Source organism: Pseudoduganella sp. jia 9, assembly GCF_055502615.1.
Genome location: NZ_JBUPWE010000016.1, coordinates 30,161 through 52,749, shown reverse-complemented (window position 1 = coordinate 52,749; position 22,589 = coordinate 30,161). Strand labels below are relative to the sequence as shown.

13 protein-coding genes are annotated in these 22,589 nt (G+C 63.6%); 5 read left to right on the top strand and 8 right to left on the bottom strand.

Features of this window, described 5'->3' with window-relative positions; translation table 11 throughout:
* Positions 1-11: 11 nt before the first annotated feature.
* The 3 genes from ACY34H_RS21605 to ACY34H_RS21595 form a co-directional block, all read right to left on the bottom strand.
* Positions 12-1,568, bottom strand: coding sequence for a glycoside hydrolase family 30 beta sandwich domain-containing protein (locus ACY34H_RS21605; protein WP_464979523.1), 1,557 nt, complete (start codon positions 1,566-1,568; stop codon positions 12-14).
* A gap of 136 nt (positions 1,569-1,704) precedes the next feature.
* Positions 1,705-2,835 carry an endo-1,4-beta-xylanase gene (locus tag ACY34H_RS21600; RefSeq protein ID WP_464979522.1) on the bottom strand — a complete coding sequence of 377 codons (1,131 nt, stop codon included), beginning with the start codon at positions 2,833-2,835 and terminating at the stop codon, positions 1,705-1,707.
* Between the two features lie 55 nt (positions 2,836-2,890).
* A complete protein-coding gene (locus tag ACY34H_RS21595) occupies positions 2,891-5,782 on the bottom strand; it encodes a glycosyl hydrolase 115 family protein (protein ID WP_464979521.1) in 2,892 nt (963 codons plus the stop codon).
* 448 nt (positions 5,783-6,230) lie between these two features.
* Between ACY34H_RS21595 and ACY34H_RS21590 the strand changes: the two genes are divergently transcribed.
* Positions 6,231-9,428: a TonB-dependent receptor gene (locus ACY34H_RS21590; protein ID WP_464979520.1), complete on the top strand. Its 3,198-nt coding sequence runs from the start codon at positions 6,231-6,233 to the stop codon at positions 9,426-9,428.
* A 40-nt stretch (positions 9,429-9,468) separates the two neighbouring features.
* Here the strand turns inward: ACY34H_RS21590 and ACY34H_RS21585 are convergent, their stop codons facing one another.
* Entirely contained in the window at positions 9,469-10,707 is a 1,239-nt protein-coding gene (locus ACY34H_RS21585; RefSeq protein ID WP_464979519.1) for an ABC transporter substrate-binding protein, read from the bottom strand.
* A 256-nt stretch (positions 10,708-10,963) separates the two neighbouring features.
* Here ACY34H_RS21585 and ACY34H_RS21580 point away from each other — a divergent pair, with 256 nt between their 5' ends.
* Together ACY34H_RS21580 and ACY34H_RS21575 are read left to right on the top strand one after the other, a co-directional pair.
* Positions 10,964-11,656 carry a response regulator transcription factor gene (locus ACY34H_RS21580; protein WP_464979518.1) on the top strand — a complete coding sequence of 231 codons (693 nt, stop codon included), beginning with the start codon at positions 10,964-10,966 and terminating at the stop codon, positions 11,654-11,656.
* 16 nt (positions 11,657-11,672) lie between these two features.
* Positions 11,673-13,151, top strand: coding sequence for a sensor histidine kinase (locus ACY34H_RS21575; RefSeq protein ID WP_464979517.1), 1,479 nt, complete (start codon positions 11,673-11,675; stop codon positions 13,149-13,151).
* Between the two features lie 143 nt (positions 13,152-13,294).
* Here the strand turns inward: ACY34H_RS21575 and ACY34H_RS21570 are convergent, their stop codons facing one another.
* The 3 genes from ACY34H_RS21570 to ACY34H_RS21560 all read right to left on the bottom strand — a co-directional run bounded on the left by ACY34H_RS21570 (position 13,295) and on the right by ACY34H_RS21560 (position 18,952).
* Positions 13,295-14,884, bottom strand: a complete 1,590-nt coding sequence (locus ACY34H_RS21570; protein ID WP_464979516.1) for a methyl-accepting chemotaxis protein — start codon at positions 14,882-14,884, stop codon at positions 13,295-13,297.
* 236 nt (positions 14,885-15,120) lie between these two features.
* Positions 15,121-17,805 carry a bifunctional diguanylate cyclase/phosphodiesterase gene (locus ACY34H_RS21565; RefSeq protein WP_464979515.1) on the bottom strand — a complete coding sequence of 895 codons (2,685 nt, stop codon included), beginning with the start codon at positions 17,803-17,805 and terminating at the stop codon, positions 15,121-15,123.
* 364 nt (positions 17,806-18,169) lie between these two features.
* Positions 18,170-18,952: a 3-hydroxybutyrate dehydrogenase gene (locus ACY34H_RS21560; protein ID WP_464979514.1), complete on the bottom strand. Its 783-nt coding sequence runs from the start codon at positions 18,950-18,952 to the stop codon at positions 18,170-18,172.
* A gap of 515 nt (positions 18,953-19,467) precedes the next feature.
* Here ACY34H_RS21560 and ACY34H_RS21555 point away from each other — a divergent pair.
* Positions 19,468-20,487: a hypothetical protein gene (locus ACY34H_RS21555; RefSeq protein WP_464979513.1), complete on the top strand. Its 1,020-nt coding sequence runs from the start codon at positions 19,468-19,470 to the stop codon at positions 20,485-20,487.
* 19 nt (positions 20,488-20,506) lie between these two features.
* On the top strand, positions 20,507-21,367 hold the full coding sequence (locus tag ACY34H_RS21550; protein WP_464979512.1) for a PEP-CTERM sorting domain-containing protein: 861 nt from the start codon (positions 20,507-20,509) through the stop codon (positions 21,365-21,367).
* A 363-nt stretch (positions 21,368-21,730) separates the two neighbouring features.
* Here ACY34H_RS21550 and ACY34H_RS21545 read toward each other — a convergent pair whose 3' ends face one another.
* Positions 21,731-22,339, bottom strand: coding sequence for a hypothetical protein (locus ACY34H_RS21545; RefSeq protein WP_464979511.1), 609 nt, complete (start codon positions 22,337-22,339; stop codon positions 21,731-21,733).
* Positions 22,340-22,589: the final 250 nt, after the last annotated feature.

Here is a 22,589-nt window from a genome sequence, read left to right as displayed (position 1 = left end):
GTGATGTCTCCTTAGTAGGTGGCGTTGTGCACGGTCGGGGTGTAGCGGATATTCACCCTGTCCGGGTTCGCGAACCGTGTAGCGACGATGACCGTTTCGCCGGGTTCGAGATCCGAATCCGGCAGGGTGATGAATGGCGTGGAAGAAGCGCCCTGCTCGCCGTTCTCCAGGCTGACCCCTGGCGGCAGGTCATCGAGCACAAGGCGCATCTTGCCCTTCAGCGGCAGGCCGGAAGTATTGGTGAGGGAGACCGCTCCCGTGAACAGGCCCGTGAAGCGGTTGGGCACCAGTCCGCTCCTGACGATGCGCAGGCTGCGCGTGACGTTCACGTCCGCCGCATGCTTGACGAAGGTGGCAACGCTGGACGGCGCGATGAACGCCATGGCCTTGCCGTTGACGACCTCGTATTGTCCGTCCTCGATGTTGTTGGCGTCCGCCGAGGTGGTGTACCGGGCGAGCGTGGTGGCCGTCGTCGTGTTGAAATCGACGTCCAGCTGGCGCTCCTCGGTACCGGTGTTCACCGCGACCAGGACGATCTTGCCCGCGTCGTCCTTGTAGGCCGTCAGGTAAACATCCGGGTAAGGTTTCTCGGTGGCGCCGATGCGCACCAGTCCCGGGCGCACATGCCTGGCGTATTGCGACATGATGTAGCCGCGCTTGCTGACCAACCCGTTCTCCGTCATCAAGCCGTACGAGCGGCGGATATACCACCAGACGTAGGCGTTGTAGTTCGACTTCATGCTGTTGTGCAGCTCCAGGCCGACCGGCATCGCCTTGGCCCAGTCGTTGGCATCGGACGAGCTGTCGGTATAGTGCTCGGTCATCCACAGTTCCTTGCCCTTTGCACGGGCCAGCGGATAGTCGCTGGGGCTGGCGCCATACAGGTGGCCGGCAACGATATCGAGATGCTCCGCGGCTGCGGCATCGTTCAGGATCGGATCGGAGAACGCCTTGCTGAAGTTGAGGGTTTCCGGGGCCATGACCTTGACGGTATCGAACCGTGCGCCCTGCGCGGTCAGGAAATGAATGAACTCCGTCGCGTTCCACAGGCAGCCTTCGTACGTGGCGTCCCAGTTCGGTTCGTTCTGGATCGAGATGCCATGGAGCTCAGCGCCGTTGTCGCGCATGAGCGATGCAAAGCCCAGCAGATGCGTGGCGTAGTCGGCGTAGTATTCCGGCAGCAGCCTGCCCGAGATCAGGCTGTTGTTGGTCTTCATGTGGGCCGGTGGCGTCCATGGCGTGGCGAACAGCGTCACGCCCTTGGCCTTGGCCAGCCTGGCGGTGGCGACCTGCCTTTGCCACGCGGCAGGGTTGGGATCGATCCTCATGCGCATGATGGACAGGCCGAGCTGTCCGTCGCCGGTGCCGAATGCAGTGTCCACCTGTGCCGGCGTCAGGTCCGCTATCCAGCCGGCGCCATTGTGGCCGCCGAATCCGCGGATGACCTGGTGCGTGGTATCCGGCGCGACGTCGACCGCCTGGCTCCTCGCGGCGGGAGCCGCCAGCGCCATCAACACCGCAGCCGCAAGCAGCGGCGTGAACGTTCCCGGCAAAACACGATTTCTCATATTGTCTCCATTGTTATTGAACGCTTGCCACGAAAACGCCGCTGGCCGGGAGTGCGCCATCGGTACGACTGCAGCGTGGCGCTGCAGTCCGGAATGCGGTACGGCCCGCGCACTGCCGATGCGCGCTGTCTTGCGCTCAGGCCCGCTGCGGCATGTGGCGCAGCGCCTGGGCGATCGTTTCGCGCAGCGGCTTGGCCTGCAGCCGGTCGTCGTACGGCGTGGGGCGTTGCGGCAGTCCGTCGGGGCGCCTGGCGTCCTTCCACACCTGCAGCCAGTTGACGTGGTCGGCCATTCCCCACAGCAGGAAATCGCGGCAGCGCGGATAGCTGAGCGTCAGGTCGAGGTAATCGCGCGCGATGGCCGCCACGCCGGCGTCCCGCCCGGTGGCGGCCGCGGGCAGCTTGCGGTCGTTGACGTCGAATTCCGTGATCAGCAGGTCGTAGCCCATCGCCGTGACTTCGTCGAGGAACTTGCGCCATTCGCCGTTCGACGCCATCGCGCTGGCCGGCAGCGCATCGCCGATATGGCTTTGCAGGCCCAGCGCGTCGATCGGCGTGCCCCGTGCTTTCAGGTCGGCTAGCAACTTCAGCACGCCGGCACGGTGTTTCGCGCTGCCCTGCCCCGGGCCCATGTAGTCGTTGTAGACCAGCTGGGCCCACGGCGCATGCCGCCGCGCCAGACGGAACGCGAGATCGATCTGGTCCAGCGTTCCCAGGTGGCGGGCCAGCACGTTCTGGATCAGGCTGCCGTCTTTCGGTTCCACCGCTTCGTTGACGACGTCGTAGCTGAACACGGCCTTGCCGAAATGCCCGCACACCGATGCGATGTGGGTGTCCAGCAGGCGTTCCGCCATCGCCGCGGGCCGGCTGCCGAAGTCGTGCTGGTTGACCCACTCCGGCAGCCAGCGCGGCGACTGCCAGACCAGCGTGTGGCCCCGGACCAGCATGTTCTCCTGCCTGGCCCACGCCACCATCCGGTCGGCCGCCTCGAACCGGTAGGGGCCGGGTTCGGGCTGGAGCTGTGGCCACTTCATTTCGTTCTCGGCCACCAGCATGCCGCATTCCCGGGCCATCAGCGCGCGGTAGGCGGGGTCGTTGAAGCGGACGCCGTTCTTGCCGTCGTCCAGGTTGCCCATGGCATTACCGAAGCGCATGCCTTTTGCCGCGGCGATGCTTTTCAGGGTTTCGGCTTCGGCTGCGGTGGCAGGAAGTGTGCTCGCTGCAACGGCAGCGCCGATCATTTTCAGGGCGTCTCTGCGACTGGCCATGCTGTGTTCCTTCAAACGTTGGTGATGGGGATGAGGGGCGCTTGCGGCGCGCGGCTCAGGGCGCGCGCGGGCTTTCCGGAGGTCCCAGGTAGGACGGCTTCAGACCACCCAGGTCGACGACGAACTTCTGCAGCACCAGGCCCGGATCGATCGCCCAGACCTTGAGCGTCTTGAGCCCGGGCTTGTCGATGGTGTGCGTGGTCGTGAAGACCGCCGCGCCGTCGCTGACGATTCTTGCCCAATGACGCTCGGACGCGTCGGCATGCACGTTGACGATCTGCGGCGGTTCGTCGTCGATCGACACGGCGAAACGCAAGCCCTGACCCGGCTGGAACTTGAGCGTCGGCGCAAGGATGCTCTGCACCTTCACGCGCCCCGGGGTGTCGACCTGCATGCGGTATTCGAGGCGCATGCCGCCCTTTCCTGCCGCCAGCGCGGGGGCATCGGCCGGCAGCGTCGTCATGCCCGAGCCGGTCCGGCCATGGTCGGGAACCAGCAGCCACTGGCGCCCTTCCGGTGCCACCGCCCGCGCATGGCTGGCCGCTTCGATCGACACCACGCCGCTGGTCTCGACGAAGGCGCCATTGCCGGCCGTGCGCGTCTTCGCCAGCGGCAGCCTGACCGGCACCTTCGCGCCGCCCGCTCCGGCCACGGCCACCGTCAGCGTCGCCGATTCCGCGCCGGCCGGTACGTCGGCCCAGCGCACGTTGACGAGTACCCGCTGGTCGCGCTTGACCGTGCCGCCCGGATGGCTGATGGTGACCCACGGTTCGCTGGCCGTGATCGTGTAGTCGAACGGCTGCTCGCCGCGATTGAAGACGTCGAGGAAACGCGGCTGCCGATCGAAAGGATTCAGCGCCGGCAGGGTCAGGCCGGAGGCGCCCCAGCGCGGCCACGCATGCTCCGTCCCTTCGGCGGCCACGCCCATCTCCGCTTCCTTCGTTACCTGGATTTCGGTCACCGGCGGCATCACGTTGCGCGGCGGCTGGTTCCAGAACGTGTAGCCCAGGTGCATCTGCGACATCATGTGATTCCATTTGCCGCCGGACAGGTCCTCGTGGTACTGGCAGGTCAGCTCGGCATCCATGCGGAACAGCACGCGCACGCGGTCGGCCAGGTCGTTCGCGGAAGCCCGGCCCTGCGCCGCGTACAGGCGGTTGAACGCGGAAGCGACCATCATCTCGTTGACGATGGCGCCCGCCTTTGCCGGGTGCAGCACCAGCTGGAAGAAGGCGTCGCGTTTTTCCACCGGGAGCCTCGCATGGATCCGCTCCGCGCGCGCGGCGATGGCCTTGTATTCGGCCACCACCCGCTCGGCTTCGTTGTAGTTGACCAGGCTGTAGGTGTCCGGCGCCAGCTGCTCGGGCTTCCTGCGGCCGTTGTACTTCGTGTATTTCGCCACGATGTCGGCGATGTCGGCCGCGTGTTCCGCGCCGAACTCGCGCGTGGCCCACAGCGTCAGGTATTCCGGCAGGCGCGCGGCAGGCCAGCGCGCCGGATTCCACGCGTACGTGAGGAAGAACTCGATCGGCACTTCCATCGGCTTCAGGTCGCCGACGTTGACGATCCATACGCGGTCCGCGCCGTACTGCCATGACAGGTGCATCTGTTCCCATATCTTCGGGATCGGTGTCACGTTCAGCCACTTGTACGAACGCGGGCCGCCGACGTAGTCGAAGTGGTAATAGATGCCCGCGCCGCCCGGACGCTTGCGCTCGGCCCTGGTCGGCAGGCGGCGCACATTGCCCCAGTTGTCGTCGCTCCACAGCAGGGTCACGTCGTCCGGCACACGCATGCCCTTCTCGTAGTAATCCTGCACCTCCTTGTACAGCGCCCACAGCTGCGGCACCTGCGTGACGTCCGGATTGACCTCCCTGGCGATGATCCGGCGCTGGTCCCTGACGATGTTTTCCAGCAGCGACACGTTCGACTCTTCCGACATCGGTTCGTCGCCATCGCCGCGCATACCGAGCGTGACGATCTGCTCGAACTGCTTCGTGTTGCGGACACCTTCGGACCAGAACTTCGCCAGTTCGTTCGCGTTGCGGCCATAGTCCCATGGCCCCTTGCCGTAACGACCCCATTCCTGGTGCGCGCGCATCATCGGCTCATGGTGCGACGTGCCCATGACGATGCCGTAGTCGTCGGCCAGCTTGCCGTTCGCCTTGTCGTCGTCATAGAAGGCGTTGTTCCACATGGCCGGCCACAGGTAGTTGCCGCGCAGGCGCAGGATCAGTTCGAACACCTTCGCGTAGAACCGGCTGTTGTAGTCGCCGTAGGTCTGCTTGACCCAGCCCGTCAGGGCCGGCGCCTCGTCGTTCAGAAAGATGCCCCGGTACCTGACCACCGGCGCGTCTTCGATGCGCTGCGCTGCGGCGATGCTGACCTTGCTGCGCCTGGCGACGGGCACGTCGGCCCAGAAGTGCCACGGCGAGACGCCGATCTGCTCGGAGATCTCATAGATGCCGTAGATGGCGCCGCGCTTGTCGCTGCCGGCCACCACCAGCGCGCGCTCGACGCCCGGCATGGGGTGTTGCACGGTCTGGATCAGGTAGCCCTCCCATTTGCCCCGGATGCCGGAGGCATCGAGCTTGCCCCTGCTCACCAGGCCATCGATCAGCGCGCTGCGGCCCAGCGTGCCGATGATGACCACGTCGGCGCCGGTGGCAGCCACCGCCCTGTTCAGGGCCGGCCGCACGCCGCCCACCTTCTCGATGTCGCCTTGCAGGTCCTGCGCCGCGCGCAGCACCCCGGCATGGTCGGCCGGGTCGACGTAGAGGGCTGCGGTGCGGCCGGCATCGACCAGGGCGACGCTTCCCGCCGGTGCGCTGTCGAAGCTGACGATCGCCTGCTTGCCCAGTGCGTGCGCCGGCTGGACGGCGGCGAGGTGGAACGCCAGTGCGGCGCAGGCACCGCACAGCTTCTTGAGAATCGGAATTGCGTACATTGTCTGTCTCATCGTGTCTCTGTTGTTGGACCTTGATGCGCCGGGGCGCCAGGACGCTTTCCCGGTGCGCGGGCGGCACCGGCCTTGGAAGAGCGCATACGATACACAGAGACAGGTTAAATTAACAACAGATTTACGAAATATTTTTGACTTACGCAGCGCAGGCAAACGCAAGAATCGATCGCATCTCCGCCAGTTCTTGTTTTTTAACCGTTTTAAATCATACAGTTATAAACCTTCTACTGATACAGTCGCGGGGCCTCATCGTCTCGCGACACCGATACTGTTAAGCTACATTAACGTTGACGCGTTAATATTTTTCGGTCACGATGCCTCCGAACAGCAGCGTTCCGGCATGCGGACGCTGCTGCTTTACACATGGACAACTTGTGCCGCCACACGAGCGGCCGGCCGGCACCCGCCGGCCGACAACGGAGACTGACTGAACATGAAAACCACTCGACAGGGCGCTGTGCCGCACCGCCTGCAGGGCGTGCACGGCAAGATCTTCATCACGACGGTGCTGGCCGGGATGATTTCCAGCGCATTCGCGCAAACCGCCGATCCGCAAGCCGCGGCGCCCGCCACCGCCGGTACCGCCGCCGCCTCCGACAGCGCCCCCGCGGTCGTTCCGGCCATCGTCGTCAGCGGCTACCGCAGCTCGCTGGCCTTGTCCGCGATGGAAAAACGGGAAAACATCGGCCTGTCCGAGACGGTGTTCTCGGAAGACATCGGCAAGTTCCCCGACCCGAACATCGCCGACGCGCTGGCGCGCGTGCCGGGCGTGCAGGTCACCCGTTCCGGCGTCGATGGCGAGGGCCTGAACATCTCGATCCGCGGCATGGGCCCGGCCTTCACGCGGGTGCTGCTGAACGGCGCGCCAATGGCGTCGGCATCCGCCGGCGGCCCGGGCGGCAACATCAGCGCCAACCGCGAAGTGGACATGGATTTCCTGCCATCGGAGCTGTTCCGCCGCGCCACCGTGTACAAGAGCCAGCAGGCCAGCGTCATCGAGGGCGGCATCGCCGGCACCGTCGACATGCGCAGCGTGCGGCCGTTCGACAAGGCAGGCCTGCGTTCGGCGTTCACCGTATCGGGCAACTACCGCGACCTGAGCGGCCAGTGGGGCCATACGGGATCGGCCCTGGTCAGCAATACCTGGCAGACCCGCGGATGGGGCAAGGTCGGCGCGCTGGTGGGCGTGGCCTGGGGAAAAACCAACTACAAGACCGACGATTTCCAGGTCGTGGAGATGCGCAATTTCCAGCTGAAGGCCAACCAGGCCGCCGCCGGGGACAATCCGAACAATACCGGCGGCGGCCACCAGGCGACGCCGGACACGGTCCCCGCGGGGCTGCCATTGAACGCCCTGCCCGACTACGCGCGCGCGCAGCTGGTGGCCGGGCGTCCGATCGATCGGGCCATGCTGCTGGCGCTCAATCCCGGTGCGACGATCAAGCAGATCGACAACGGCCTGATGGGCCGCCTGGGCCGCCACCTGGTCTACCAGGGCACGCGCGACCGCGTCGGCGGCACGGTCAGCCTGCAGTGGCGGCCAAACGACGAGATGGACATCTACCTCGACACCATCGTCGCCAGCAAGGGCAACGAGATGGTGCAGGACGCCATGAACGTCGGCACCCGCGCCAATGTGCCGATCCCGATCGGCATGGAGTTCGATCGCAGCGACTGCACGTACGGGTGCACGATCACCAGGGCCACGCTGGCCAATACGCCATGGGGGATGGAATACCGGCGGATGAAGGAAAAGACCGAGTTCTACAGCATCAATCCGGGATTCGAATGGCGCATCGCCGACAACTGGTCGATCGACGGCCATGTCAACAAGACCCGCAGCACCTTCGAGCGCGACCAGCCCAGCGTGCTGCTGGCAACGCGTTCGGCCAACTCGGTGATCCAGTACGACAACACCGTGCCGGGCCAGCCGCCCACCTTCACCGGCAACGTCGACTACAACGATCCCGCCAACTTCGGCTGGTACCAGAACGGCCCGGGCCTGTCCGGCCTGCGCATGAGTCTGTTTGAACGCACCAACACCACCGAGGGTGCGCGCCTGAACCTGACCTGGGGCGACAGCGACTTCAACCTCAAGTTCGGCGCCACCGTCGACGACATCGAACGGCGCTACCAGGACTTCTCGCTGGGCGATGCATGGATGAATGTCGCCTGCGGCAACCAGATCAACACGCGCTTCTGGGCGCCCAATACCCAGCTGCGCACCTGCGACGGCCGCGACGCGCCGGGCCCGATGACCGATGCCGCCACCACGTATCCGGGCTATGGCACCAAGGCCACCGCCGGCCAGGCCACGCCGCTGGCCTACCTGGGCTCGGCGATCCCGAATGCCAGAGTGCCGGAGTATCTGCGGCCGGGCGAGAACGGCTTCGTCACCCTGGACTGGAACAGGTTTGCCGCCGACACGGACTACCAGTACTTCCGCGACAATATCCACCGCGGCTACGGCCCCGGCACCAGCGGCGGGTATATCCGCGAGAAGGTCACGTCGGGGTACGTGGAAACCAACGGGCGCCGCGAAGTGTTCGGCCGCACGCTGCGCTACAACGCGGGTGTGCGCTATGCGCAGACCGACCAGACCATCGGCACGACGAACCGGATCGCCGACCCGCGCAACAATCCGGCCGGTGGCGCCAGCGACAACGGCGGCCGCTACGAGGATATCCTGGCCTGGCAATATGAATCCACGAAGTACCGGAACATCCTGCCTTCGCTGACCGCGGCCTACAACATCATGCCGGACCTGATCGCCCGCCTGTCGTCGTCGAAATCGATGACGCGCGCCAATCCGTCCGACCTGCGCCAGACGCGCCTGTCGCTGGACCAGAGCGTGCGCCAGGGAACGCTCACCAATCCGCGCCTCCAGCCGTTCGAGGCGATGAACCTGGACATCGGGCTGGAGTACTACATGAGCCGCGAGGCGTATGTGGCGGCCGGCGTGTTCGCCAAGGACATCACCAACCGGCCCGGCACGGACCGCGTCACGTACTCGCTGGCGCAGCTCGACGCGCTGTACGGCAACGGCGCACAGATCGGACTCACCGCAGCCCAGCAGGCCGCCGTGCTGGCCAGCGGCGGACGCGACCAGCACCTCGTCGAACTGGTCTCGCCGGTCAATGTCGACACCAAGCTGAAGGTGCGCGGCATCGAGCTGACGTGGCAGCAGCCGCTCGACATGCTGCCGGTGCAGGGCTTCGGCTTCACCGCCAACTTCACCTACGCGAAGCAGACCGACGATGCGCCGGACGCGCCGCCGATCGCCGGCGTGCCGCCGCGCACCCATAACCTGACCCTGTACTACGAGCGCAACGGCCTGTCCGCACGCGTGTCGCGCAACTACACGGCCGAGCATGTATCGAGCAGCAATACTGGCCTGCTCAACGTTCCCGGTGGCGCCTACGCCTATACGACCGAGCGTGCCCAGGTGGATGCGACGGTGGGGATCAACCTGAAGAAGATGTTCGGCTTCCGCTACAACGCCGACCTGACGCTCAGCGCGGTCAACCTGAACGATGTCGAGACCCAGCGCTACACGCAGTTCAGCAATGCGGTTTCCGACAGCAACGAGACGGGCCGCAGCTACACGCTGTCGCTGCGCACCGCGTTCTGACCCCGCGGCCCGGGCGGCCGGCGTTCGCGGCGCCGCTGGTTCAGCGGCGCCGGGTCGCTTCCACCAGCCGGCGCATTGCCGCCTGCGCCGACAGGTGATCGTTGTTCCAGAAATCGCTGACCACCGACTGCAGGCCGTCCTCGACGGCCCGGGAAGCAGTCATCACGACGGTGGGCTCCAGGGTCTTCGCCAGCGTGGCGGCGCGGAACGCGGCGGCCGTCTTCAGCGCGCAGCCGTCGTATCCCGCCAGGCCGGCGCCCTGGTGGGCGGGAACCGATCCCTTGCGCAGGCTGTAGTCATGCTGTACCGGCGCGGACATGACCGCGGCGGCGAACGCCCGCTGCCCTTTCAGCACCTGCGGCTCCGCCGCGCGGAACATCGCCATCGAATCCGACGTAAACAGGAAACTGTCCTTCGTGCCGGGCGCCGGCACGCACAGGCACGTGAACGGCGCAGCCTTGTCGGGGGGATAGAACACCGGATTGGCCCAGTCGCCCATCAGGTGCATGCCGACCTTCCCCGCCTGGAACTCGCTGACCCCGCGCTCCATGCTGATGCGGGCATCGACCGGCTGCTCGGTATAAGGCTTGATGCGGCGGTAGGTTGCCAGCACCTGCGCCATCACGGGCCCGGTCAGCGCGGCGGCATCGTATTCGACCAGCGCCTTGCGGTGAAAATCCCGCCCGCCGACACCGAGGGCAATGATCTCGAACAGCAGCAGGTTCTGGGTACCCCTGCCGTAGTACGCGACGGCGGCATACCCGGCCCGCTTCATCGCCTCGGCGGTGACGAAAAACTCGTCCCAGGTAGCCGGCACCGCTGCGCCGGATTCCCTGAGGATGCGCTCGTTAATCCACAACCAGTTGACCCGATGGATGTTCAGCGGGACGGCAAAGTAGCGCCCGTTGTGCTTGACCGTGCTGGCGATCTCCCTGGGCAGCAGTTCGTCCCAGCGCTGCGCGGCCGCCACGTCGTCCAGCGGCAGCAGGGCGCCGCTGGCCGCCCACTGGCGCATCAGCGGTGTCTTCATCATCGCCGAGGCGGGAGCATTGTTCGATTGCACGCGCAGGCGCAGGATCGACTCGCCCATGCCGCTCCATCCGCCGGCAACCGTGAAATCCTTCCATTGGTAGCCGGTCGATTTCATGGCGCCCTGGAGCACCGCGACCCTTTGCGCGTCCGCGCGCATGTCCAGGTAGTGAAAGACTTCGAGTTCCCGGCCCGTTGCGCGGCCGGGCGAATGCGTGGCCAGCAAGGCCAGCACCGCCAGCGATGCCAAGCTGCTTGCCGCACTCCGATGAACATCATGCATTGCGTTTCTCATAACTCGATCACGGCTCGATCACAGCTCGATGACTGCTCAATACGCGCGACTGGCGGTTGCCATCGCGGGCGACATGCGGGAATGGCCGCCATCTCGTAATATTAACGTATTATTACACGCGTCCCCGGGCAGGATCGCGTCCGCCGCGCTCCGCACGGGCCTTGACCGTGCCAGGCGCAGTGAGGCATGGCTTTATCAGTTAATATTCCTTATGCATCTCCTACTTGCCGAAGACGACGCGATCCTCGCGAATGGCCTGACCACCCAGCTCACCAAGGCCGGGTTCACCGTCAAGCACGCGTCGAACGGCGCGGTCGCCGAATACCTGCTGGCCGAGCAGGCTTTCGATATCGCCATCCTCGACCTTGGCCTGCCGATGGTCGACGGGCTGACGGTACTGAAGCACGCGCGCCTGTCGCGCCCTCACCTGCCCGTGGTGATCCTGACGGCGCTCGACAAGCTCGACAGCCGGGTTGCCGGGTTGAAGGCGGGCGCCGACGACTACGTCACCAAGCCATTCGACTTCCCCGAACTGGAAGCCCGCCTGCACGCCGTGCTGCGGCGCTCGAAACAGCCAGGCGCCGCCACGGAAATGATCGTCGGCAGCCTCGACTTCGATCGCGAGACGCGGCGCACGGTCGTCAACGGCACGCCGGTCGAGCTCAGCCCGCGCGAAGCCACTTTGCTGGAAGTGCTGCTGACCAACATCGACAAGGTCGTCACCAAGGAGCAGATTGCCGCCGCGTGGGCCAGCGACGGCAACGATGTCGGTGCCGGCAATACGGCGGAAGTACATATCCATCGCCTGCGCCGCAAGCTGGCCCATTCCGGCCTGGCGATCCGCACCGTGCGCGGCCTCGGCTACCTGATGGAAGCAGACGCCGACCCCGCGCAGCGGCCGTGAAGACGCGGGCGACGCCATGCGCTGGCTGAAGCTCTGGTCGCGGCATCTCGCGTCGCGTGCCGTCGGCCTGTCGCTGCGCCGCCAGCTGGTGGCATGGGTGCTGCTGCCGCAGCTGGTGCTGTGGCTGGCCGGCGGCTTTGCCACCTACCGGCTGGCTGTCCACTACGTGAACCAGGCGGCCGATGCCACGCTGTCGCAGGCCGCGCGCAGCGTGGCCGACCGTGTCAGGCAGGTCGGCGACCGGCTGGTGATCGACTTCCCTTACGCTGCGCAGAAGATCCTGGAAGCCGATCCGGCCGACCGGTATTTCTACACCGTCAGCATGCCGCCCGGCCAGTTCATTCTCGGTAACTACAATATCCCGCTGCCTCCGCGGCACATGGCCCCGCGCCCTGACCAGCCGTATTTCTACGATGGCGAAGTGGCGCAGACCGGCACCGACGGCACCGGCGCGCACGGCACGGCGCCGACCAAGGTACGCGTCGTCGCCCTTTACCTGACCTATGGCCAGCCGCCCGGCAAGCAGCAGTGGATGCTGGTGCAGGTGGCGCGCAGCATGGCTACCCGCGAGAACATCTGGAAGCTGATCCTGATCGATACGCTGCTGCCGCTGTCCGCGCTGATCCTGCTGATGACGATGATCGTCTGGGCCGGCACCGGCGCCGGCCTGGCACCGCTGCTGCGCCTTCGCCGCGAGGTCGAGGGGCGTTCGCCGGCCGACCTGACGCCGCTGCGGGTCGAGGCCACGCCGCAGGAACTGCGCTCGCTGGTGCGGGCCCTGAACGACCTGCTGGCATCGGTGCGGCAACGGGTCGACGCGCAGAAGCGCTTCATTGCCGACGCAGCGCACCAGCTGCGCACGCCGCTGGCCGGCCTGAAGACCCAGACCGAGCTGGCCATGGAGGAGACAAGCGATCCGGCCCTGGCTGCGCGCCTGCAGCTGGTGCACCAGAGCGCGACGCGCAGCGCCCACCTGGTCGGCCGCCTGCTGATGCTGGCACGCGCCGAACCCGAGGCCGCGCTGGTGCAGGAAACCGTGCCGGTGGACCTGGTGCCGCTCGTGCAGAACGTGGTGGCATCGATGGTGCCGCGGGCGCTGCGCGCCGGCGTCGACCTGGGCATGGCAGACTCCGGCGGCACGGCCGAACCGGTCTCGCCGCGCATCCAGGCCAACGACATGCTGCTGGGCGAGGCGCTGGGCAATGTGCTGGAAAACGCCATCGACTATGCGGGGCGCGGCAGCGAGATCACGGTCAGCGTCGGGAGCGACGCGGGCCTGGCATGCATCGTCGTCAGCGACAACGGCCCCGGCATCGCCGAAGCGGACCGCGCCCGCGTGTTCGAGCGCTTCGTGCGCGCCACCGACCAGGGTCTGGGTTGCGGCCTTGGCCTGTCGATCGTCAGGGAGATCGTTTCCCGGCACGGCGGTACCGTCACGCTGGAGGATGCCGTGCCGCATGGGCTGAAAGTGGTGATGCGGCTGCCGTTGCAGTGATCCGATAGCGGCGCGCCGGCGGCCTGCCCCGGCCAGGCCGGGTGGCCTGCACGAAGCCGGCGCGCTGAAGGGCTGCTTCGCCGGGTAACCGCCCGCTCGGACAAAGCCTGCAGCCGCAAGGAGCGGATGCAGGACTCTCGCCGCTAGGTAGCCGCGGTCATTGGCAGCCGTGGAAGGTGCTTGCCCGGCTCCAGCACGAAGATGCTCACCACCGCCGCGAGAGCGGCGGCTTCATCCTGCAATTGCCGGGCCGCGGCGGCCGCTTCTTCCACCAGCGCGGTATTGCGCTGCGTGGCCGCGTCCATATCGACGATCGAGCGATTCACCTGCTCGATGCCGGCCTGCTGCTCGCCGCTCGACTCGGTGATCTCGACCATGATCCGGCTCACCTTCTGCACACTCGAGACAATCTTCTCCATCGTGGTTCCGGCTTCGTTGACCAGCGCCACGCCGGCGCTCACCGTTCCCGTCGACTCCTCGATCAATGCCTTGATTTCCCTCGCCGCACCGGCACTGCGCTGCGCCAGCGTACGCACCTCGGACGCCACGACCGCAAAGCCGCGCCCCTGCTCGCCAGCCCGTGCGGCCTCCACCGCGGCATTCAGCGCCAGGATATTGGTTTGAAATGCGATGCCGTCGATGACACCGATGATTTCGCCGATCCGTGCCGAGGAATCGCTGATCCGGCCCATCGTCTCGACGACGCGGCGAACCACCTGCCCGCCTTCCACCGAGACACCGCATGCTTCGGTTGTCAGTGCATTGGCCTGCTGCGCGTTGCCCGCATTGCGGCGAACCGCACCGGTCAGTTCCTCCATCGCCGACGCAACCTGCTGGAGCGATGCGGCCTGGCGCTCGGTGCGCTCGGACAGGTCATGGTTGCCATCGGCGATCTCCATTGTCGCGGCGGCGATATGGTCGGTACCGGCGCGTACCTGGCCGACGATGCCGGCGAGACTGTCGCGCATTCCGCTGATGGCACGCAACAGGCTGTGGTCCTGCCCTCCGCGGACCTTGACAGACAGCGCCAGCTGGCCAGCGGCGATCCGGCTGGCGATATCGGCGGCGTAGGCCGGCTCTCCGCCCAGCTGGCGCAGCAGGCTGCGCGTGATCACTGCGCCGACGGCAACGGATACAGCCAGCGAAAACAGCGCCTGCAGCACGATGTTGAGCAACGCCTCGTCGTATTCCGCCGTCGCGGCAGCGCTGGCAGCCATGGATTCGGCCTGCACTGCCTTGACCAGCACATCGATGTCCGACACGATGCGACGGCGCAGCGGGCTGCACTCCTCGACCAGGAAACGGCCATACGCCGCCATCTCGCCGTCGAGGCGGTACTGGCGCGGGCGCTTCAGTTCCTCCGCCATGGCCAGGAGGCCCGTTCGAACTTTCAGGAACCGCTCGTCGCTGCCGAATCGCGGCGTCATGGCCTCCAGCGCGGCAAGGTACAAGGCCTTTTCCTTGTCCAGCAAATCCAGTTCACGCAGCGCTTCGGCAGGCGTGGTAAAGATGAACGCGTTGCGCGCCGCAAGCCCGGTCTGCGCCAGTGCTTCACGGGCCGTGTAAAGCGGCGCGAGCTTGCTGTCCATGACATCGTTCTGGGCCAGCACCGAGCGTTCCAGGGCGCTCAAACGGAAAACGGCGAAGGTCGCCAACACCGCCATCAGCACGAGAACCGTACCGAAACCCAGCACCAGCCTGGTGCCGATGCGCAACTTGCTCAACCAGTCCAAATTTCCCTCCGTACAATTTATAGTTCGAAGCAGAAATTATGTTTGTCCTGAACGGTCCAGGCAATGACTTGGCGTCTTTGACAACAGGTACTCGATTGTTCGTCGCCGACGCGCCACAACCGGTTACCTATTTGCCTCGCATTGAACCGGGTCTGACCCGGTTTCAGCCTTGCCGGGACCCCGGGAGCCGTACGCAGCGATGCATGTACGGAAGGCGGCATGAAGCCAGGCCAGTGCTACAACACGCACCGCGGCAGGATCGGCTGCGTTTCCGTGGCGGGCAGCGGCATCGAGATGAAGTAGCCCTGCAACTCGTCGCAACCGAGCTGCTTCAGCCGCCTGGCCTGTTCCACCGTTTCCACGCCTTCCGCCACGACCCGCATGCCCAGCGCGTGGGCCATGGTGATGATCGCCGTGAAGAAGACGCTGCCCTCCCTGGTCTTTTCCAGTTCGGCGGTGAATGCCTTGTCCACCTTGAGCACATCGAAATCGAGACGCTGCAGTTGCGACAGCGACGAGTAGCCGGTGCCGAAGTCGTCCACGGCCAGGGCAATCCCCAGCTGCTGCATGCTTTCCAGGGATTGCGAGACATGCACACTATCGGCAGTCATCGACGACTCGGTCAGTTCTATCTCGACGAGTTCAGCGGCAACCCCATGGCGCAGGAGTGCCTTGCGCAGGACTTCGGTCACGTTGGATTCATTGAACTGGCGGGGCGATACGTTGATGGAAACCGGGACGACGTACGCCCCCTGCCCCGACCAGTGGGCAATCTGCGCGCAGACCTTGTCAATGACGACCTCGCCGAGCTGGACGATCAATCCCGTTTCCTCCGCAAGAGGAATGAAGTCGATCGGCTCGAGGATCCCCCTGGTCGGATGGTTCCACCTGACCAGGGCCTCCAGGCTGCAGGTCTCGCCCGTGGCCGCCTCGACCCGGGGCTGGTAATAAAGGATCAGCTGGTCGGCGTCGAGCGCGTGCCTGAGCTCCGCATTGCGGTCGATTTTCGCGCGCACGGATTCATAGTATTCCCGATCGAAGAAACGGTAGTTCATCTTGCCGCTGGTCTTGACGGCATACATGGCCGCGTCGGCATACGTGAGGAGTTCCTGCATGTCCGTACCGTCTTCCGGAAACAGGCTGATGCCGATCGAAGCGCCTACGGGGTAGCTGGCCTGTGCGATGTGGAACCGTTCATGGAACGCCTGCAGTACGCGCTCCGCGATGTGGGCTATCGCGCCACGGTCCTGCACCTGCTCGACGATCACGATGAATTCGTCTCCTCCAACCCGCACGACATGGTCCGCTGGCCGCACAGCCAGTCGCAGGCGTCGCGCGACATTGCGCAGCAGGTCATCACCGCTCTGGTGGCCGGCGGTGTCGTTCACGGTCTTGAAGCCGTCGAGATCGATGAACAGCAGCGCCACCATGCCGTCCCTGTCGGTGGCCCGCTGCAGTGCGGCGGGCAGGTAGGCGGTCATCCAGTGCCGGTTTGGCAGGCCGGTCAGGGGGTCTTCATTGCCGCGGCGCTCCAGTTCGAACATATGCTGCTTGCTCTCCGTGATGTCCCAGGCAGTCACCGACAGCAGGCCCTTCGAGTGCGCCATCTTCAGGCGATACCATTTCTCCCGCCCGCCCTTGAGCGGCACTTCGATCTCGTCCTCGAAGACGCCGCGTTCCATCGCGATGATGAAGCGGTGCAGCAGCCGGGCAAGCCAGTCACCGTCGTCCCCCTTGTGGAGCTGCGACAGCCGGGCGCCGATCATGGCCTGGCGCGGCCTTCCGTACAGCTCGGCGCCGGTCTGGTTGCAATCGACCACTTCGAAGTCGACGACGGCCGCCATGCTGTCCCGTATGGCGCGGCAGATATAGTACCCTTCGGTACCGGCTTCCGTGGCAAGCCGGTACGCCTCGCGGGCAAGTTCCATCTGGTACTTGCGCCAGCCGAGGCGCATGGAAAGCGCCATGGCGATCAGCGTGAATACGGCCAGGACGGCACTGCTGATGACCGTCCGCGCGAGCGTGCTCGCCCTGACCTCCGAGAAGGCGGCAAACGCTGTCTGCTGGTCGACGCCGGCAATGGCAATGACCGGATATCCCGGCACCTGCTGCCAGCCGAGGTAACGGTTGCGCCGGTCGCCAAACCACGCGGCGCCATCGACGAGGATGCTGCCTCCGGGCTTGCCCAGCAGTTCGCCGCGAAACGCCGGCGCCGCCAGCGCCGCCGGGGCGAATGGACTCGTGAAGGACGCATAGGTGGTTTCGCCAACCCGGCTGGCCCGGATCGCACCATCGCTGCCCAGGATCGACAGCAGCCCGTTGCTACCGAGAGTGACGCGGTCATAATTGGCCGTCAGGTATGCCGGCGCGACCGCCGCGCGCACCACTCCGCCAAAGACTCCGCCGTCACCGGCCAGGCGCCGGGAAAAATGAACGACACTGCGGCCGGTCGACCGCCCTCGTGCCGCCGCGCCCACATACAGCGTGTCCTTCTCCTGCGCTCTCTGGAACCGGTAATACATCCGGTCCGAAACATCTTCCCCGGAAACCGGCAGCGTATTGGTGATCAGTTTGCCATCCGCGCCCACGATGCCGACGTTGAATACGGGGGTGGAAGGAAACAGCCCCGGTGCATTCTGGCCTTCGAGCCGCAGGCGCTGCCCGCTGAGCGCCCATTCGAAGCGGACGTGTTGCAGGATCTGGTCGATCATGTGGAAAGTCCGCGCCAGGTGTTCGGCGTATCCGCGCGCAATCGTGGCGGCATCGCGCAACGCATCCTCTTCCCGCGTACGGCGCTCCCGTTCGAGCGTGTCGAGGATCGAAGCCCAGCCCAATCCGGCAATGCATAGCGAAATGAGTGGCCAGAGCAGGATGAGCCTGGAACTGCGCGCGACAAACGAAATTCCGGGTCTGATGTCCATGAACCTTGGCAGCATAGTCAGCGATGAATGAGCTGCCCGGGTGCCAGTTGACATTCATGAAGACTCGTCGACGACGCCGGGGCCGCGCGCGGCGCGCGATCCCTCGGCGCCCGCACCAGGCTGACCCGCCCGGCTCAGGCACCATGATCTTGCACCATGGGCAAGTAGTGTACCCGATATGATTGCATGCCGACTTGCTGGCCAAGGGCTTTTTCCACGCCCGGCGCCATTGTCGGCACGCTGCCCGTTCATCTGTCGGATTCGCTTTTCCAGGACGCTCTCCGCGTCGGATCGATGCCTATGCGGTTTGCCCTCCACGTGTTGGCCAGTGCGGCCGGTTGTGGCGAAGCCGACGCTGCAATGCTCACTGCATGAACCAGCCGTGGCTGACCACGATCGACTGGCCGGTCAGCGCATTGGTCGGGAAGCTGGCCAGGAACAGCGCCGTCTGCGCCACGTCGTCGACGGTCGTGAACTCTCCGTCGACGGTTTCCTTCAGCATCACCTTCCTGACGACATCCTCCTCGCTGATCCCCAGTTCCTTCGCCTGCTCGGGAATCTGCTTTTCGACGAGCGGCGTGCGCACGAAGCCCGGGCAGATGACGTTGGCGCGCACGCCATGCACCGCGCCTTCCTTGGCGACCGTCTTGGCCAGCCCGATGAGGCCGTGCTTCGCGGTGACATAGGGTGCCTTCAGCATCGAGGCTTCCTTTGAATGCACGGAACCCATGTAGAGGATGGTGCCGCCACGCTTTTGCGCATACATGCGCTGCAGGCACGCGCGGGTGGTGAGGAAGGCGCCATCGAGGTGGATCGCCAGCATCTTCTTCCAGTCGGCAAACGCGAACGACTCCACTGGCGCCACGATCTGGATGCCTGCGTTCGAGACCAGCACGTCGATACCGCCCAGCTTGTCCGCGGCGGCGGCGATGCCGGCCTCGACCTGCTCTTCATTCGTCACGTCCATCGCCACCGCGATCGCGCGCGCGCCGGAGGGATCGAGTTCGCTGGCAACGGCCTGCGCCGCCTCCAGGTTCAGGTCGGCGATGACGATTTTGGCGCCGTTCCGGAAGAATACCGTGGCGATCTCCCTGCCGATACCGCTGGCCGCGCCGGTGACGACGGCGACTTTATCCTGCATGCTCATGATGTTCCCTTCAACGTTGGTTGGGCCGCTTCGCCAGGAAGTCGACGATGGCCGAAAGATTGTCGATGCCGGGCAAGCGCAGTTCGCGCGGCAGTTCGCCTTGCGCGCTGGACGGTCGACCTGCTGATCAGGGTAGCGAGCCCGGAACTGGACGGCAACACCCATTCGAGAGGGAGATGCGACAGCACGGCGGATGGTGACGGGACCTGTTTGCCGGTCCGGATTTCATCGCGCATCCTGACCGGCCGGATGCTCGACAGCAAACGCACTGGCTCCTTATTAATTCAATGGCATTAGCTCATAAGACGAAACAACATCAAATTCCTGAAAACCAAAAACAACGAAATACAATAAACCGCCGTCGTACCGCGTGCTCGGAATGCGAGAATTGCGTACAAACCTGCTGTTCCGCAATTAAAATTTCCTATATTTTCTGGAATTTTATACGCAATAAAAACAGGAAAATAATCCTTGTATAAATCATAAAATCATCCTAAAACATCTATCGTGCTTGCATGCTCAAGCACCCCGGCCTTTTCGGGGATGTGCCAATTCACGGATCAGTGATTCAGATCGATTTGGCGAAAATTGACGATGCTTGCAACGACTCCCGAATCCACAACCCTGCTACAGGAGGATTTATGCAGCCCATGACAAAACATGGATTACTTTCCACAACGTTCGTTGCTTTGTTAGCTCTTCATCCTGAAACTCATGCGCAGCAGCCATCGCGGATGGATGTCATCAGCATCGCGTCCATGGTTGAAGTCCAGGCCAACGCGATGCAATCGCTGAGAGAACTGGGATATTTTGACTATGGCGACTCTGTTAACTGGTCGGGCTATTACAATACGTCGGGCTGGACGGCTATTGCCACGGCCACCATTGCAGGCACTCCGTTTTATTTTGCATACAGTGGAATACTGAGCGGAACGACAGGAGAAGATATCGACGTGACGTTTTCCGGAACAGGGCTGATCAGCAATGAGAATTTTCACAGCTCGGGGACGCAAAAATTCGACTATGACTCCACGAGCGGCGATTACACCACCATGCAGCATTATGAATCGGGGCATATCGATTCAGACTGGGGCCTGAGCGCGTCGGGTGTGATGGTTGGGGGTAGCTTGAGTCCGGCTGGATTCATCATCGATCCAGCTTCCGGCTTTTCAAACTCGATAGTCGATGGTGCGTCAGGCCTGCTGGTGGCCGGTATCGCATTCGAGGAGAATCCAGCCGGCTTCCCTGTCCTGCCAACCACCCCTGTCATGCCTGTTTCACCCGTACCGATTGATGCACTCGCCTGGGGGCCCATAAAAATCGATATCGTGATCGGTGGCTCCGGAACAATCACCAAGGCATCGACATTGATTGACCTGGAAAGCACTTATGCGGCTGGCGTCCTGACCGGCACGATCAGTGCGGTTCCGGAACCTTCAATCTGGAGCATGCTGTTCATCGGACTTTCCCTCGTTGCCGGTTCGGTTTACACGCGAATGGCAAAAAGCGACTCCAATGATGAGATTTTTTCGTAAAACTCGGGAGGGATAGGCGATGTGGAACCACAAGTCCAGCACAGAAATATTATATTCCTTCTTCATGATTTTGGCACTTGCGCTTCCCCATGCGAGTGTGTCAGCAACGCCGGATTCGCGTCAGGCGACAATATCCTTGACGTCGTTGATAGAGGCGCAAGGCAATGCACTGTATGCCATGAACAAGCTTGGCTACATTCCTGTTGGAACGACGCTGAGTTGGACCGGATATTACAATGAGACAGGGTGGTCGGCAATCTCGTCAATGAGCAATGGAGATACATCGCTATTTTTGATTTACCAAGGCGTATTGGCGGAAAATAGCGATGGCAACGTCAAGGTAGACCTTGCCGGATCTGGACAAATCGGCACAAGAAGAATCGAGAGTTCGGGCGTGCAGGAGTTCAGCTATGATTCTTCGCTCGGGGATTATACCCACATGCATCAAGCCGAAAATTTTAATGTGGACACCTCCTATGAGCTGCGCGCCAATGCAATATTACTTGGCGGAAATGTCACTGCAGTCGGCTTTGTTGCAGACCCGTCGACGGGATTCTTCGATTCAGTACAGGACGGGCAGAGTGGATTAATACTGGCAAATCTGTCCTTCTCAAAAGATTCGCTTGATGAACTGTCTGATCCGCCTGTGCCGCATTTTCCAGTCGATCCTGTTCCTACCCCGTCTTTCTATCCCGATGCGGAGTTTTTTTCCTACACCCGTCCCCGGGTCTTCAAAGTCACCGCCGGTCTGCATATCGAAGGGATGTCTACAGCCAACAGCGTAGTAGGAACAGCCACGTTGGTGCCTGAGCCATCCAGTTGGATCATGTTCCTTGCCGGGTTCGGATTATTCGCTTGTATGCTAAGGAAGAGAAATTGAAATCAAACGGTTTCTTCTACGTGCCAGGCGTTGGCTCGTCCCATCCGGCGAATGCCTGGCGCGCGGCAGATATACGACGTGACTTGTCCTGCTACGCACTTCGCTGGACGCAGACGCCATCCAGCATGTGCCGGCTAATACAAGCGCCGTTATGCATCACCTCGGCCGGAGCTGTTCGTTCTGCGGCACTGTTCTTCGCTCTCTCGCGTAGCGAACACCGCTCAGTTTTCCCAGTAGCCGCGCCGCATGGCAATCATCACCGCATGGGTACGATCACGCGCATTGCGCAGCGTGAACTCGACGGCTACGCGCGGGAGTGGCGTAGTCAAGCGTGATAAGCCCCTGATACTTTTGCCAGCGGCCTCAGACGGAACGGGCATATCCGACATAAAAAAGCATGGTGAAAGCAGCAAGACACGCATCGACAACGGCGATAACGTAATTTTGTGAAGTGAAGTCGGTGTAAATCCTGCAGCCGAGGAAAGCAACCAGCAAGGCGCCGAGCATTGCGCAGTAGGCAAACGCGACAAACGGGGCCAGGCCTCCCTTGTGGGCAGCGTAGAAGCTTCCTTCCCGGCTGAACGCGATTGCTCCCGATGGCAACTGGAGCGCCACCTTCAGTTCGTCCTCGAGTGCAGCCAGATACCGGTAACAGCGGAGGATGAAGGTGGTACGGTGATACAGGATCACCATCAGGTAGAGAATTGTCATGAGCAAAATGCTCTGCACGATCCCGTACGGGAAACTCTGCCTCAGATCCCTCAAGCGTTCCGTGTCCTTGATATCCGCCAGCTTCGCAATGATATCGACAAGAAGCGGTTCAGCCTGCGGCACATTGAAAGTCAATACCGTCGCCGCGCCAACAACGGCGAGGAGGGAAAGGAACGTGGAATTTCTCTGCTCCCAGACGTGCAGAGTCAGTTCGTAGGTTTTTTGATAGTGCTCAACGGTAAGTTTCGTGACTTCATCCATTTCCGAGCCCGTCCAGGTTTTCTTAATGCCCCGCTTCGTTGGCTTTCCTGGCGTCTTGTGGCATCGGAGCCTTGAAACCGGGCGGACATTCCATCAAAAAACACAGTGGCAACCGCAAACGCCATCTTACTATCGGTATCTGAATGGCACGTCGAAATACTTGTCCCATGGCGAGTACCCGTCGCACGCCTGCAGAAAGGCATATCGTGCAGCACCGCACCGAGAGGCCGCGGGGACGCACGTATCGTCG